We start from the raw sequence: 14,646 nt of genomic DNA, 5'->3' as shown, positions 1-14,646 counted from the left end.
ACTCAGTAGGGTCTAGGGTTCGGGCTAATAAGTCCAGACCCTAACGCCACCAGCAGTAAGAGGATTACCAAAACAGAGAAAATCACACGACGACCGAGATAACGACTCATAGGGGCTGAGTTGTCATCTTTCACCATCATGAATAAGGCTCTACCTAAATTAAAAATGATAAACAGCAACAGCAGAACCAAAACTAACTTAAAGATAAACAGGGCATTCATGAGATATCCTTACTGTCTGCTGAATAAATTAACCGTTTTTTTGTTGATCTTGACTGTGACTGTATTCGTGATTCTGGTCAAGCTAGGGCTATGGCAACTCCATCGCGGAGAAGAAAAAGCCTTGTTATTAGCTCAAATGGAATCCAGACAAGCCTTAGCGCCGCTGACCTTTAAACAACTTTTACAAAAAATCCATCTAGAAGATGTCACAGGTTATCGCCTCAGTATCACTGCCTCACCTGCCAATGCGCAAATCTGGCTACTCGACAATCAAGTCTATCAGGGGCAAGTGGGATATCTAGCATTTCAAGCTCTGGAAGTTGAGCCGGAAAAACCTTGGCTACTGGTTGAATTAGGCTTTATCGCCGCAACCTCAAGCCGTGATGAACTCCCCCAAATCGAACCTCTTAGCGGAAAACTGAGTCTTGTTGGCAAGCTATATCAAAAACAAACCAATCCTTTAAGCCATGCCTTAATGGCAGAAGCCGGAACACACATTCGTATCCAAAATCTTAATATTCCTGAAATAACTCAGCTAGTAGGCCATCCTTTAGTAACGGCAGTACTGCAACCTGATCAACTCCCCAACCTTGAGTTAGCTCACCCTTGGCAACCATTTCCACTCTCGGCGCAAAAACATTGGGGTTATGCATTGCAGTGGTTTTCAATGGCTGCGGTATTTGCGGGTCTGATGCTGTGGCAAGGGGTTAAGTATGTAAAACATCATCACAGTGCCAACTCTATGGGGTAAATAGTAAAAATCACAGCCGACTTAGATTCAGATAAATAGCAAAACAATATATTAGGGATAATTTACATGAGAGGAGCAAGCATGAACTCCCAGTCCAAATCGACACACAAAGCGTTGGGATTATTGCTCGTGGCGTTTATCGCACCGGTAGTGATTGCCAAACTAGTATTGAGCCTTAATTTATACCACGGCGGTGCAACCAACTTTGGTGAACTGATCAATCCCGCAACCAGCTATACCAGTCTTGGGGTTACCAATCCTAAACCCAAAGAATGGCAACTACTCTATTTATTACCCTCCCAATGCGATGATAATTGCCGTGAACGCTTGTATATTTTACGCCAAAGTCATACCGCACTCGGGCCAGATCAAGCAAGGGTAGAGCCACTTATCCTTGTCAGTCCTGAGAGCGATATTAATGCCTTAAAGGCATTTCACTTTAACACTAGTCCAATCAATAACCGCTTAAACGAGTGGTTAAATGCACAACAGTTGATCATAGTCGATCCCCTCGGCAACTTAGTATTACGCTACCCTCAAGCACACAGCAAAGAAGCACATCTCGCCCAAGGTAAAGCACTGATTGCGGATCTGCGTAAGTTATTAAAACTGTCGAGGGTAGACTAATGCAACTGACTTGGATCCTACGCTTAACCTTAGTCTTTACCTTAATGGTCATTTTAATGGGGGCTTACACGCGGCTATCGGATGCTGGCTTAGGCTGCCCTGACTGGCCGGGTTGCTACGGCCACATTAAAGTGCCCACCCAAGACCATGAAATCGCCCGTGCTCAAACTATTTTTCCTGATCATGATATTCAAACTGAAAAAGCATGGTTGGAAATGATCCATAGATATATTGCAGCGGGTCTTGGGCTGCTCATACTGTTCATTTTTATCAAATGTCTAAAAACACCAACAGCACCGAAGAAATTGCCCACATTTATATTATTACTGCTTATTTTTCAAGCCGCTCTAGGCATGTGGACAGTGACAATGAAGCTTATGCCAATAGTAGTAATGTCACACCTGATTGGTGGCTTTAGCCTGATTTCACTCCTGCTCATCCTTTATTTACGTATCAGGCAAAAACAGGTCGAGATTGGTAGTTTGCAGACACAAAACCTTGCCATTTTAGCACTTGTGAGTTTAATCATCCTTATCGGTCAAATCATGCTAGGCGCTTGGACCTCCTCAAACTACGCGGCACTCGCCTGTACCACCCTGCCCATTTGCGAAGGTAATTGGATGGATAATCTCGCCATTGCCGATGCATTCTCCCCTTTCCAAGGCCAGCACCCAAGTTTTGAGTTTGGGGTACTAGATTACCCAGCACGAATGACCATCCACATAGCACACAGATTCGGCGCCATTATAACAACAGGGGTTCTGTTACTACTGGCATATAAATTATTTGTTAGTACTAGAGCATTAAAAAAGCTAAGTCTCTTATTGGTTGCCCTAGTGATATTGCAAGTCGCACTAGGCATTTCTAATATCGTCATGCACTTACCACTCGGCATTGCGGTTTCTCACAATGGCGGCGCAGCACTACTGCTACTGACCTTAGTGACAATTAACTACTTTTTATGGCGTAAAGCATAAGCGAGGGATCCAAGATGGCAAAACCACTCACAATCACCAGCAGCCATTCCCATTTTAGCTTGGCATGGCGCGCCTATTTTGAAATGACCAAACCCAAAGTCGTCGCCTTAATGTTGCTCACGGTATTAGTCGGCATGTGTTTAGCGGTACCCACTGCCGTCCCCGTACAGCCATTAATCGCAGGTATGTTCGGTATTGCCTTAATGGCAGGCTCGGCTGCCGCTTTAAATCATCTGATTGATCGACGTATAGATGGCATGATGGCTCGCACCTATAATCGCCCATTGCCCAAGGGACGAGTTTCGACCAAGCGAGCCTTAATTTTTGCCGCCAGCATTGGAGGTTTAGGTTTTGTGGTTTTATATGTTTTGGTTAATCCGCTCACTGCATGGCTCACCTTCGCGAGTCTCATCGGCTATGCGCTGGTTTACACCGCTTATTTAAAGCGGGCAACCTCGCAAAATATTGTTATTGGCGGTCTTGCTGGGGCGATGCCGCCATTGCTGGGATGGACGGCTGTTACCAACCAATTCCATGGGCATGCATTGCTGTTAGTGATCATTATTTTTACTTGGACTCCGCCTCATTTCTGGGCATTAGCCATTCACAGACGAGCCGAATATGCCAAAGTAGATATCCCAATGCTTCCCGTTACCCACGGGGTCGAATTTACTAAAACCTGTATCTTGCTCTATACCGTATTACTAGCAATCGCTTGTCTCTTGCCAGTGTTGGTTGGTATGTGTGGGCCAATGTATTTTGTGTGTTCTAGCTTGCTGAGCAGTGTATTTATTTATAAGGCTTGGCAACTGAAATATCGGGATCGTGACGGCTTAGCAATGCAAGTATTTCGCTTCTCTATTTACCATTTAATGTTGCTATTTATGGCATTACTACTCGACCATTACCTGTGGAGCTAATGCTATGCAGAAAAACATGCTAATCATCGCCATTTTATTGATTGGCCTTGGTGGTTTATTCGCGGTTAAATTTAATCCCCCCAAGCCTATAGAACTTGATAACGGGTTTATATTTCCACAAGCCTTTGAGATAGCGCCATTTGAACTAATCGATCAGCACAATAAGGCATTTACCAATGCGGATCTGCAAGGAAAATGGAATCTATTTTTTATCGGATTTACCTTTTGTCCCGATATTTGTCCGACAACCTTAAATAAACTGGCCGCAGCATACCCTGAACTTAATAAAATTGCGCCAATTCAAGTGGTATTTTTATCCGTCGACCCTAACCGAGATACACCGGAAAAATTACTGACCTATGTCAACTTTTTTAATACAGAATTTAAAGCCGTGACGGGTGAACATACGCAGATATTTCCACTCACCCGTAGTCTAGGCCTAGCCTATGCCATGGTGGGTGAAGGTGATAATTATCAAGTTGACCACAGCGCTGGCTATGTACTGGTATCGCCTCAAGGAACACGGGTCGCCGTATTCAAACCTACGGCGGCATTAGGGCAGCCGCCGCAAATATTGAATAACGAACTCATTAATGATTTTGGTAAAATAGTCTCGCAATACAAGTCAAATCTATGATTATTCTTTAATCCAAGAACCGTCATCTCTAGGCCTTACCCAAGGCTGAGAAAACCAATAATAACCATTGCGAGTTTTACTGGGTGCAGTGCAGTTATAACGGGAGCGTCCCGCAGGCAATGCCGAATCAGCCTGTACGCTAAATTCAGTTTCGCTAAGCCAAGTCGGTGATTTTGCTCCTTGACCTTGGATATAACACATAACTTGATTGGCAGAAATATCACTCATATCAAGCGTGAGCCTCAACTCTGGTCGCCATTGCCCATTTTTTAACTCTGGGTCACTCACGTTTTGGGAAAGCACTGGCATATTAAGGCTATAAAGTTTGGCCTTTAGACTCTTTAAATCCGCATATTGTCCTGCCACGGGAAAACGCGGTAAAGCGGTCAGAGGTGAATAAGGTCCCGCTGCGCCAGATTGCTGACCAAAAGCGACAAAGCCATTTTGCGTTAACATATCTTGCAGTGCTTGATTATATTCGCCATAGGGATAGGCGAGCATTTTAAAATTGTGACCCGTCGCATCCGCAAGCGCCTTCTCAGTCTCGAGAATATTCGTTGTTACCCGCGCTAACCACTGTGCCTGTGACTCATTGTCTAATCTGCGGATCAAGTGCTCATGCGCCCAACTATGGTTGGCAATATCAGCCCCTTCCTTTGATAACCTGACGAGTTCATCCCAAGTCATCATCTCGGTAAACTTTTGTTTAATCGGCTCAATTGCCACAAACAAGGTGTAGGGGAATCCAAATTCCTTTAGGATAGGATGCGCCGTAGTGGCAATGCTGCGATAGCCATCATCAAAGGTAATCGCCACGGTTTTAGCGGGTAAATCTTGTTTTTGCTTTATCGCTTCAACCACTTGAGTAAGTGGGATTACCTTAAAACCGTCATCAGCCAAAAACTGCATTTGCTCACGAAATTGCGCGGGTGTCACGCTGGTTGCCGCAGGCGTAGTTTCCGACACATGATGATACTGTAAAATGACCACGGCATTGGCCGAAAAAGTCATCAACCCGAAGAGTGCCAATAACGCACGTTTAACCATAATGTGAATACCTCCAATATCAATGACTACTGCAAAATCAACCGCACTCGCACTACTGTTTAATGGCAACAAAAATCGCCAACTGTTCGCGCTTGCCCTACCGATGATCCTCTCAAATATCACCATTCCACTCTTAGGATTAGTGGATACGGCTGTGATAGGTCATCTAAGTGACGCCTATTATTTAGGTGGGGTATCACTTGGGTCAACGATTATCACCTTAATCATTTGGTTATTAGGTTTTTTACGAATGGCGACCACAGGGTTAGTCGCACAGGCTTATGGTGCAAATGATATTCACGCTCAACATAAACTCTTAGTTCAAGGTGCTATTTTAGCCATATTGCTGGGAATGGGTGTTATTGCTTTGCAAGCTCCAATACTGAATTTGGCGCTGGGCTTGTCCGAAGCAAGCCGTGAGGTCGAGCATTATTGTCGCGAGTATTTTCAGGTACGGATTTGGTCCACACCCTTCGCCCTGCTCAATTTAGTGATGTTAGGTTGGCTCTTAGGGCGACAACAACCTAAAGCCGCCATGTGGCAACTCATACTCGCAAACTTAGCCAATATTATTCTCGACTTAGTGTTTGTGCTTGGCTTAGGCTGGGGTGTAAAAGGTGCCGCCCTCGCCTCAATATTTGCCGATATCACCGCCTTCTCAGTTGCATTCACTATGGTGCGACAACAACTCAAGCGCGCTCCCGATTTTCACTTATTCCAGCTATTACCCCATGTCACCCTGATGGGTTATGGCAAGTTACTGAGGCTCAATACCGATATTTTTATCCGCAGCCTTTGCCTGCAGACAGCTTTTGCGTTTATGACATTCCATGGTGCTGGCCTAGGTGATAATACCGTTGCAGCCAATGCAGTGTTATTGAATTTACTGCTATTAATCTCCTATGCCCTCGATGGCATAGCCTATTATGCCGAAGCAGAAGTGGGCAAAGCCTATGGTCAAAAGCGCGCGCAGCAATTGCATGAAGCCGTGGTGCTGGCCTGGTGTTGGTCTGCCATCACTGCACTTGGGTTTACACTGATATTTAGCCTTTGGGGAAGCCATATAATTGAACTATTGACCAGTATTGATGAGGTCAGAACCACAGCACAGACTTATCTGATTTGGCTGGTATTGCTACCGCTTTGGTCTTTTAGCTCTTACCTATTCGATGGTGTTTATATCGGTGCAGCGCAGGGTAAAGTGATGCGTAATAGCATGATACTCGCCACCTTTGGGGCGTTTTTCCCAACATGGTATTTATTGCAGGCGTTATTATTACCCGAGCAAGCGAATCATGCACTGTGGGCGGCCATGACCGTTTTTATGCTCACTCGCAGCCTCACTCTCGGGGCACATTATCGCTTCAGTAAGACGTTCCAACTGCACTCTTAGTGCATGTAATAATCTGAATTATTGAGTGATTTAGCACAGACTTAACCTGCCAAGCTTCACATCAAGATGCAATTAGACCCGACAGGTTGATTTAACTCACTTCTGCCCCAAAGCAATTCAGCGCTTCATTTTTAGACATCGCTTTACATTCAATTATGCATGAGATTTTGTAATCCATTCTGTTAAATTAAGAATGGCATCTCCAACATGCCCCTAGCGTTTATACATCAATCAATGAAGTATAGCTATTTTCATTTTTAGACTAAAAACTAAACAATGAAGGGAGCGTAACAAATTGGGGCACATTGGTTAACCTCCCAAACCAAATTGACATTATCCATCTATTCAACATGTTGAGGATGAATCTCCCTCGCAATGAGGTTTGTGCTAAGACGAAATACCATATTTTGTTCGAGAAATGTTAGCGAAAAATCCTATAGATGGGCAACTATGATTAAAAAAAATAAAACTACTAATAATTATTTTGGTAGTGATTAATTTCACTTAATTTTTGGTTACTGGTTAGTTCATGGCGCTAATTGAATAATGTGTAGGTTTTTGTCTTTAAAATTAACTGGTGTGAATTCACCAAGCTTCCTACAACAACTTGTTTCAATAATGTTTGCAATGTTATTTTATGCTGGCAAATGTTATTGCGCCGATATTGGTAACATTAACTTTAGTTGAGATCGATTTAATCTCAAATTTAAAGAATAACATTAAATATATTAGTAATTCATGTTGAATAAAAATAAGGACAACGTGATATGGATATCGGTTACAAGAAACTGTCTTCCGCATTATTTTTGACATTTTTATCGCCCCTTACAAGTACAGCGTATGCTGCCGACATAAATCCTGTGATTGCTGAAGCGTTGGAGGAGCCTGGCTTTGGTCTTACTCAACAGCCTCAGAGTATTTCAAAATTTGCTGCTGTATCAGCGGCAAATACCGGAGGTTCGGACACATCCCCCACAAATACCGCTGAACTTGCCTTAGCAAGGATGAATATAAAAACAGAGGTGACCCCTGAAACAACTGAGCTTTTCGGTGAAAAGGTTGATTTAAATTCAGGGGCTATCAGTATGACAAATACTGATTTAGTTATTCCTGGTAATTTTCCTATCGAAATGGGTATTACTCGAGTTTATAAAGGGGCTCAATATTCACAGGGGCAATTATTGCACTTTGCGGATTGGCAGTTAGATATACCGTCAATTTCTACCACCATAGTAGATGGTGATTCTACAGTTAATACGTGGACAAATGGCAAACCTTGCTCTGGCTCCCTTAATCCAGGTTCAAGTTACCTTGGAGATGGTGTGGGCTATGTTGTTGCTAAACAATATTGGAGTGGCGACTTTATTAATGTCCCAAGCGTAGGTTCAGAGCGGTTGCTTGAACCCAATACCGTCACTCCAGGTGTCACGCGGGTTGCTAAAAACTGGCGCATTACTTGTCAGGCTAATGGTAACTCAGAGGCGTTTATTGCCACATCTCCACAGGGGATTACCTATACGTTTAGCATGTTACGCTCTTTTCCCGCCGAGAGATTACCAGTTCCTTATTATGACCGAGAAACAAACTCCACGTGGACAAATTATGCGAGAGTATTTAAAGCATATATGCAGGTTACTGAAGTAAAGGATAGGTTTAATAATAAAGTCACCTACAACTACAGCGCGCCGGACCAATTGGATTCGATTACTTCTTCAGATGGCAGGTCTATTCATTTTACTTATGAACCTGGTGTTGAGCGAAAGCGTATTAAGTCTATTACAAGTGATGGAAAAACCTGGTCGTACTATTATCGAATCGCAACTGAGAAAAAGGTTATTGGAGGCATTTATGTTAATCCAGACCAACTTTCTCGTGTTGTTTTACCTGATGGGCGTGAATGGGTATATGATATTGACTTTGCACCGACTAATGCCTTAGAGCAGCGCCATATTAAATACAGTTATGGTGACTCTCAACAAGATGACATTCAGTGTATATTTTCCCTCGTAAATCCAAATTATATACCTCGCTCTTATGTTAGTCGAGTGACTCATCCTAATGGATTGAAAGCTGAGTTTGAGGTTCGGTCAACACTGTTTGGACGCTCACAAGTACCTAAGCAATTTCAGCGGCCACCTAATATTAGGGTTAACGTTCACGACAGATGTTTTTCAAATTTTTCGCTGATTAGAAAGACGTTATCAGGGAAAGGTGTTTCTCCTCAGCATTGGTATTACAGTTACTCACAAAACCCTGGACAGTATGCCGATGGAAGTGGTGATTTAGGTCCCGCACCACAGGGGTTGAGTATGCTCCCTGCACTACCAAGTGATATGTCTGCAATGGACTTACGCTCAACCACTGTGGTTGCCCCTGATGGCAGTAAAGCTATCCATGTATTTGACCGTCGTTATAACTATTCGCAGGATAAGGAGGTTGCGACCTACTTGTACAATACCGACGGTACAACATTATTACAGCGTAATGAAATAACCTATAGCCAAGGATATAGTATTGGTAAAGCACAGCTATTTAGCGCCAATTACAATGGTACTATGCATGGTGGTGCATTTCCATTTGAAAACGAATCGCAGTACAACAGCTTTGTCAATAATATAAAAAGTACTATCTATCAATATACACAAGACTCAAGAGTCGATACTTATACTAAAGAGTTTTTAAACTTTAATAACTACGGCTCACCAGAATTGACTGTAGAGTCCAATGGTTTTAATGCTAATAGGAAATACCTAAAAAATACGTATTACCATGATTTGAATAATTGGTTAATTAATCTTGAGGATAGCAATGCCATTTCATTTGATGGAGTTAACTATGTTACAGCCAAGAAGAATACCTATTATCCTTATAATTCTGCGGAAAAGTCTTCGCTTTACCAAGAGTATCAAAATGGCAGATTGCTCAGCACTCATCGTTACTATGGTGATGGCAACATAAAGCAAACTACGTTCAATGCAAACAATCGTTGGATGGCACTTGCCAATTATATGCGTGGCAAGCCGCAATTAATCAAAATACCTCAACGCGACACTGCTAATTGTGCAAACCCAGATACCTGCTTTTTGTCGGCATCAATGGTGGTCGATGGCAGTGGTAATATCACCAAAGTAACAGACTTTAATGGTGTTGAAACTCACTATCGTTATGACAGTAATAACCGCGTTATCAATGTAAAGAATGCGGATACTCGATGGGCTGAGACAACCATTAGCTACGACTTAGACAGTAGTGATAATGCGGCGTTGTTCCAAAATATTACACGTGGTAACTACAAAAAGACGGTCACGCTCGATGGCTTAATGAGGCCTATTTTAGTGAAAGAGTGGGACTTAAATAACGAGTCTGCAACCGCCAAATATATTAGCCAAGCATTTAATGTCTACGGTAAGCCTACCTTTACTTCATTTCCATCGACCTCACCTGATGAGACGCTAGGAACCGCTATCGCTTACGATGGGCTCATTCGCACCACATCCACAACTCGCACAAGTGATAATAGCCAGACAACGACGCAATATCTATCAGGCAATCAAACTGCAGTAACAGATGGTCGTGGTAATACAACACTGACAAATTATTTGGCTTATGGCTCGCCATCGAGTGAGAAAGCGACGCAGATAGCTGCGCCTGATACTGATGTCATTAGCATCAACTACAATGAATTAGACCAGATTATTGCTATTACTCAGGGCTCGATTACGGAAAGCCGTTTGTACAATGGCTATCGCGACCTGTGTAAGGTGGTGCGTCCAGATACGGGGATGGCAGCATTTGGCTATAATAATGTTGGTGAAATGATATGGCGAGCTGAGGGGACATCTGGTAGCACGACGTCTTGTGATGAAGCCTCCGTACCTTCGGCACATAGAGTGGCGCTTACTTATGACAACGTCGGTGCACTCAAGACAGAAGACTTCCCAGATTCAACACCTGACAGACAGTATACCTATGACAATAACGGCAATTTGAAGTCGCTAACAACGGGAACGGCTTCGTGGCAATATCAATATAACAGTCTCAACTTGCCTCAGAGTGAAACTCTCAGCATTGATGGTCGCAGTTTTGCGTTGACATCGGGCTACGATAGCTTAGGTAGTGTTGCCTCTCTCCAATATCCCTCTGGTGCCGTGGTGGACTTTGCGCCTAATGCATTAGGTCAAGCCACAAAAGCGGGCACCTATGCTTCAGGAGTCAGTTATTATCCAAATGGACAACTTAAACAATTCACCTATGGTAATGGCATTGTACGTAACGTCGCATTGGACACCACTGGGCGAATTGATGCGCTAACGGATATCAAAGCTGGCTCGCTGAAGAACAGCCTCGACCCTAGTTATGACAGTAACGACAATTTAACCCGCTTGATTGATGGTGTTGACTCAAGCAACAACATATCTAACCTGAGTTACGATGGCGTCGATAGGCTGAGGTCTGCCGATGGCAAATGGGGAGCAGGACGTTACATCTATGACGGTCTGGGTAACATCCTTAGTCGCAGTTTGAACAATTCCACTATCAACTACCATTACAGCACGCTTAATCGTTTAAATAACTTAAGTGGTGCCTATGCCTACAGCTATCAATATGATACCGCTGGCAATATTACTCATAATGGACGTTATTCACTGAGTTTTAATCGTGCTCAGCAAATGGTGGCCGCTAAAGACATGGCTTATGTCTATGATGGCTTTAATCGCAAAATCAAACAGAACAAGCCATCAGGTACTGCTTATACCGTATATAACAAAGCCGGACAGCTACTGTACCGTGAAGAAGCAAATGGTAAAAAGACAGACAGCGTTTACCTTGGTAAGCAGATAGTGGCTGAAGTGGATATTTGCCCACCATCAGGATGCGCAGTCACTCAACCAGCAACGAAGACTTGCCCTGTGGGATACAGCTTAAACACGGCAGGAACGCTTTGTGAGAAAGCAGAAACACAGGCGGCCAGCATTAGCAGTTATAGCTACAGTTGCCCAACGGGTTACACCCTGTCGGGGTCGACTTGCCAGAAGACGGAATCCAAAACAGCTAACAGTACAACTCAATTGAGTTGCCCTAGAGGCGGTTCGCTCAATTCAGCGACCTCGATGTGTTCTCGCTTTTTTAGTCAAACATCAAGTAAGCCACCTACGGGCACTGGTATCTCTTGCACTGGAGAACCTATGGGCGGAGGTATGCGTTTATGGGAGTGCACTGAAACCTATGCAGCAACACCCAAATCTGTGTATTCCTGTGATGCTGGCTGGACGCTAAGTGGTACTAACTGTACTCGCACGTTATCACAAAATGCGACCACTACCCCTGTGTATGCCTGCCCCTCTGGCTGGGCGCTTAGCGGCTCCCAATGTCGCAGACTGGCGACCACAGCGATTGTTTACACTTGCCCATCGGGCTGGACACTGAGTGGTAGCCAATGTACTCAATAACTGCTCATGGACAAACATCAGTGTTAAGGAAGGCTAATTTTATGAAATGGATAAATGTGATATGTGCATTAATACTCTTTGCACTCCCCGTTCAAGCTGCAACCGTGCGATACCAGCACACAGATATGCTGGGGTCGGTCGTATCAGAATCGGATGAGTCGGGTAATATTATCAGTCGCAGCCAGTACGAACCTTTTGGTAAGCGCATGGGTGGCGATAAAGAAGGCATTGGGTATACAGGTCATCTGCAGGATAAAGACTTAGGTCTGACCTATATGCAGGCACGATACTATGATCCGCTGATAGGTCGGTTTTATTCGAATGATCCGGTTGATGCACTAGGGCATATTGGTCGCGGAAACCCAGTACATGGCTTCAACAGATACGCCTACGCTAATAACAATCCGTATATGTACACTGATCCTGATGGTGAGTTTTTACAGTCAATATATGGAGCTATTGCTGGAGCCGTAGGTGGTTATGTATCTTCAGGAGAAGGCTTTGTGAATACTGCGGTAGGTATAGTTTCTGGGGCAATAGCCGGAGCTGTTACAGGTGCGGTCCTTCCTCAAGCATCTCATGCCGCTGGTATGGCAGCAGCAGGTATGGTCGCAAGTGCATCTGGTCAGGCTTTAGGTTCGGCAACAACAGCGGCAATTGAAACTGGTGAGATGCCTTCACTATCTGATGTGAAAATTGATCCTGTTACTACCGTAGCGGGTGGCTTAGGTGCTGGCGGTGGTGGTTTAGTAGCCAAAGGTATTGCTAACTCAACTATGAAGCCAATTATTGGAACTACCCCAATTAGTCAAGCTGGCGCTCCAACTACTGCTGGCATTGTTACAGGAGCCGTTGTTGAAGGTGCTATAACTGGATCTGCGGAAAAAGTAGCTCCGAAAATTAAGGAGTTTATTGAGTGATCCTATATATGATCTTAATGCTGTTTTATGTAGCAATTTGTATTGGTGGGTTTAAGTTTTATTTCTATCTCCAAGAGAAAAATAAAGCTCATTCATACGGACGGTTAGCGAAAGGCAGCGTTTCCTACCTATACTTTGCAATCTTCATTTTTGCTGAGATCCCGTTTGCCATATTTTTCCCGTTTTGGTTAAACACGAAGTTGAAGGTTTTTGAATCCGGTCAAATGACCTCAGTGACCTTGCTATTAATTGGTTGCGCGATTTTAGGGGGAGCATTGTGGTTCGGAAAAAAATATAGGCCAAATGATTTTTAATCTCTTTTGAATCCAAAGCCTCGCAATCGCGGGGCTTGTTTTTTCTAGATAAATATGGACACCCAGCATTAATGGCTTGATTTGGTATCCTCTACTTGTGGTGGCCGAGTCCGATGCAGCGGGCAACATCAGCAGCCGCAACCAGTATGAGCCCTTTGGTAAACGCTTAGGCGGCGATAAGGAAGGGATTGGTTATACTGGTCGTAAATAGCGGGGACAGGCATATTTTTTGTGTTTTTTAGCGTCTTTGACTAGGCTTTAAATTATACTGATTTTGTCTGTGTGGAGTTTGCTATGACTTCGGCCAGAAGACAGTTAATTGATGCTAATGCAACGCCCTTCTATCATGTGATAAATCGCTGTGTCAGAAGGGCTTTTTTGTGTGGTGAGGATAAACTCTCGGGGCGCAGTTACGAGCATCGACGTGGCTGGATTATTGATAATATCAAAGTCTTGTCTGCGATATTTTGTATCGATATTTGCGCTTACGCGGTGATGAGCAATCACTATCATTTAGTGCTTAAAATAGATGTCGACAAGGCCAAATCGTTAACGCAAAAAGACATTATCAGCCGCTGGTGCCAAATCACTAAAGGCCATGCTGTCGCGACTAAGTATATGAATGGTGATGCATTAATCGAAGGTGAACGCATGTTGCTCGATGGCTTAATTACCCAGTGGCATGAGCGATTAAGCAGTATCTCCTGGTTTATGCGTTGTTTAAATGAAGAAATTGCCCGCAAGGCCAATCGTGAAGATGAGTGCAAAGGTGCTTTTGGGAAGGCCGATTTAAATCGCAAGCGCTGTTAGATGAACAAGCCCTGCTCGCGTGCATGATGTATGTCGATTTAAATCCCATTCGAGCGGGCATTGCAGATTCTGTGCAATCCTCTGATTTTACATCGATTCAGGAGCGAATTAACTCGCTAGATTCACCCAATCGCCCATTAGCCATCTCAACACCACAGACTCAGCAACCAATCAAGCTCATATTCTCAGCAAATCGTTGGTCCAGTTCGATGGTGCACTACACCAGAATGCGCAAGCGGGCATTCCGTTTCATTTTGCCGATTATCTCGAACTGATTGATTGGACGGGCTGTAGTGGCAAATGGTGTAAAGGAAAAGCCTCAAGCCAAGCGTTACATCCTTAAGTTCATCGCGACTTAGCGTTTGGGATTATTTTTGTTTATCCGAAATAGAGATAATTTCGCGCAAAACATAACACGCTTTTGTCCAAAAGTGAGCTATATGGTTTCAAGTGGTAGTTGTACGATTAAGTCACACTATATAAATAATCAAAACTGTCAGTTCGTGCATGAGTTAGTACAAATTAAGAGATATAAAAAACGCGACTCCGGGTCGCGTTTTTTATTTGCTCAACTCAAAA

12 protein-coding genes and 1 pseudogene are annotated in these 14,646 nt (G+C 43.7%); 11 read left to right on the top strand and 2 right to left on the bottom strand.

Annotation, left to right across the window (positions count from 1 at the left end):
- Positions 1 to 2: 2 nt before the first annotated feature.
- Positions 3 to 221, bottom strand: a complete 219-nt coding sequence (locus JEZ96_RS00685; protein WP_014609585.1) for a DUF2909 family protein — start codon at positions 219 to 221, stop codon at positions 3 to 5.
- Here JEZ96_RS00685 and JEZ96_RS00680 point away from each other — a divergent pair.
- The 5 genes from JEZ96_RS00680 to JEZ96_RS00660 all read left to right on the top strand — a co-directional run bounded on the left by JEZ96_RS00680 (position 220) and on the right by JEZ96_RS00660 (position 4,133).
- The gene (locus JEZ96_RS00680; protein WP_014609584.1) at positions 220 to 972 is read left to right on the top strand and encodes an SURF1 family protein; all 753 of its coding nucleotides are present in this window, start codon (positions 220 to 222) and stop codon (positions 970 to 972) included. The two genes, JEZ96_RS00685 and JEZ96_RS00680, sit on opposite strands and share 2 nt — an antisense overlap.
- An 81-nt stretch (positions 973 to 1,053) precedes the next feature.
- Positions 1,054 to 1,599 (top strand): hypothetical protein, encoded by a 546-nt coding sequence (locus JEZ96_RS00675; protein WP_011920213.1) that lies wholly within the window; start codon positions 1,054 to 1,056, stop codon positions 1,597 to 1,599.
- Positions 1,599 to 2,576 (top strand): COX15/CtaA family protein, encoded by a 978-nt coding sequence (locus JEZ96_RS00670; protein ID WP_025008343.1) that lies wholly within the window; start codon positions 1,599 to 1,601, stop codon positions 2,574 to 2,576. The genes JEZ96_RS00675 and JEZ96_RS00670 overlap by 1 nt, the downstream gene beginning before the upstream one ends.
- Positions 2,577 to 2,590: 14 nt before the next feature.
- Positions 2,591 to 3,496: a heme o synthase gene (cyoE, locus tag JEZ96_RS00665; protein ID WP_128090202.1), complete on the top strand. Its 906-nt coding sequence runs from the start codon at positions 2,591 to 2,593 to the stop codon at positions 3,494 to 3,496.
- Between the two features lie 4 nt (positions 3,497 to 3,500).
- The gene (locus JEZ96_RS00660) at positions 3,501 to 4,133 is read left to right on the top strand and encodes an SCO family protein (protein WP_025008341.1); all 633 of its coding nucleotides are present in this window, start codon (positions 3,501 to 3,503) and stop codon (positions 4,131 to 4,133) included.
- On the opposite strand, the gene JEZ96_RS00655 is transcribed toward JEZ96_RS00660, so the two are convergent.
- On the bottom strand, positions 4,134 to 5,180 hold the full coding sequence (locus tag JEZ96_RS00655) for a polysaccharide deacetylase family protein (RefSeq protein WP_011920217.1): 1,047 nt from the start codon (positions 5,178 to 5,180) through the stop codon (positions 4,134 to 4,136). It lies immediately after the preceding gene.
- 22 nt (positions 5,181 to 5,202) lie between these two features.
- On the opposite strand from JEZ96_RS00655, the gene JEZ96_RS00650 reads away from it, so the two are divergent.
- The 6 genes and pseudogenes from JEZ96_RS00650 (at position 5,203) to JEZ96_RS19615 (ending at position 14,410) form a co-directional block, all read left to right on the top strand.
- Complete coding sequence (locus JEZ96_RS00650) at positions 5,203 to 6,573, top strand: MATE family efflux transporter (protein WP_025008340.1); 1,371 nt, start codon at positions 5,203 to 5,205, stop codon at positions 6,571 to 6,573.
- A 767-nt stretch (positions 6,574 to 7,340) separates the two neighbouring features.
- On the top strand, positions 7,341 to 12,023 hold the full coding sequence (locus JEZ96_RS00645; RefSeq protein WP_128090203.1) for an RHS repeat domain-containing protein: 4,683 nt from the start codon (positions 7,341 to 7,343) through the stop codon (positions 12,021 to 12,023).
- A 41-nt stretch (positions 12,024 to 12,064) separates the two neighbouring features.
- The gene (locus tag JEZ96_RS19475; RefSeq protein WP_233058904.1) at positions 12,065 to 12,943 is read left to right on the top strand and encodes an RHS repeat-associated core domain-containing protein; all 879 of its coding nucleotides are present in this window, start codon (positions 12,065 to 12,067) and stop codon (positions 12,941 to 12,943) included.
- Positions 12,940 to 13,257: a hypothetical protein gene (locus tag JEZ96_RS00635; RefSeq protein ID WP_025008338.1), complete on the top strand. Its 318-nt coding sequence runs from the start codon at positions 12,940 to 12,942 to the stop codon at positions 13,255 to 13,257. The genes JEZ96_RS19475 and JEZ96_RS00635 overlap by 4 nt, the downstream gene beginning before the upstream one ends.
- Before the next feature lie 76 nt (positions 13,258 to 13,333).
- Entirely contained in the window at positions 13,334 to 13,468 is a 135-nt protein-coding gene (locus tag JEZ96_RS19575; protein WP_255211598.1) for a hypothetical protein, read from the top strand.
- An 83-nt stretch (positions 13,469 to 13,551) separates the two neighbouring features.
- Positions 13,552 to 14,410 (top strand): annotated as a pseudogene (locus JEZ96_RS19615) (transposase).
- The last annotated feature ends 236 nt before the right edge of the window (positions 14,411 to 14,646 follow it).

The organism is Shewanella putrefaciens, assembly GCF_016406325.1.
Classification (GTDB): Bacteria; Pseudomonadota; Gammaproteobacteria; order Enterobacterales; family Shewanellaceae; genus Shewanella; species Shewanella putrefaciens.
This window is presented reverse-complemented; position numbering and strand designations above follow the sequence as displayed.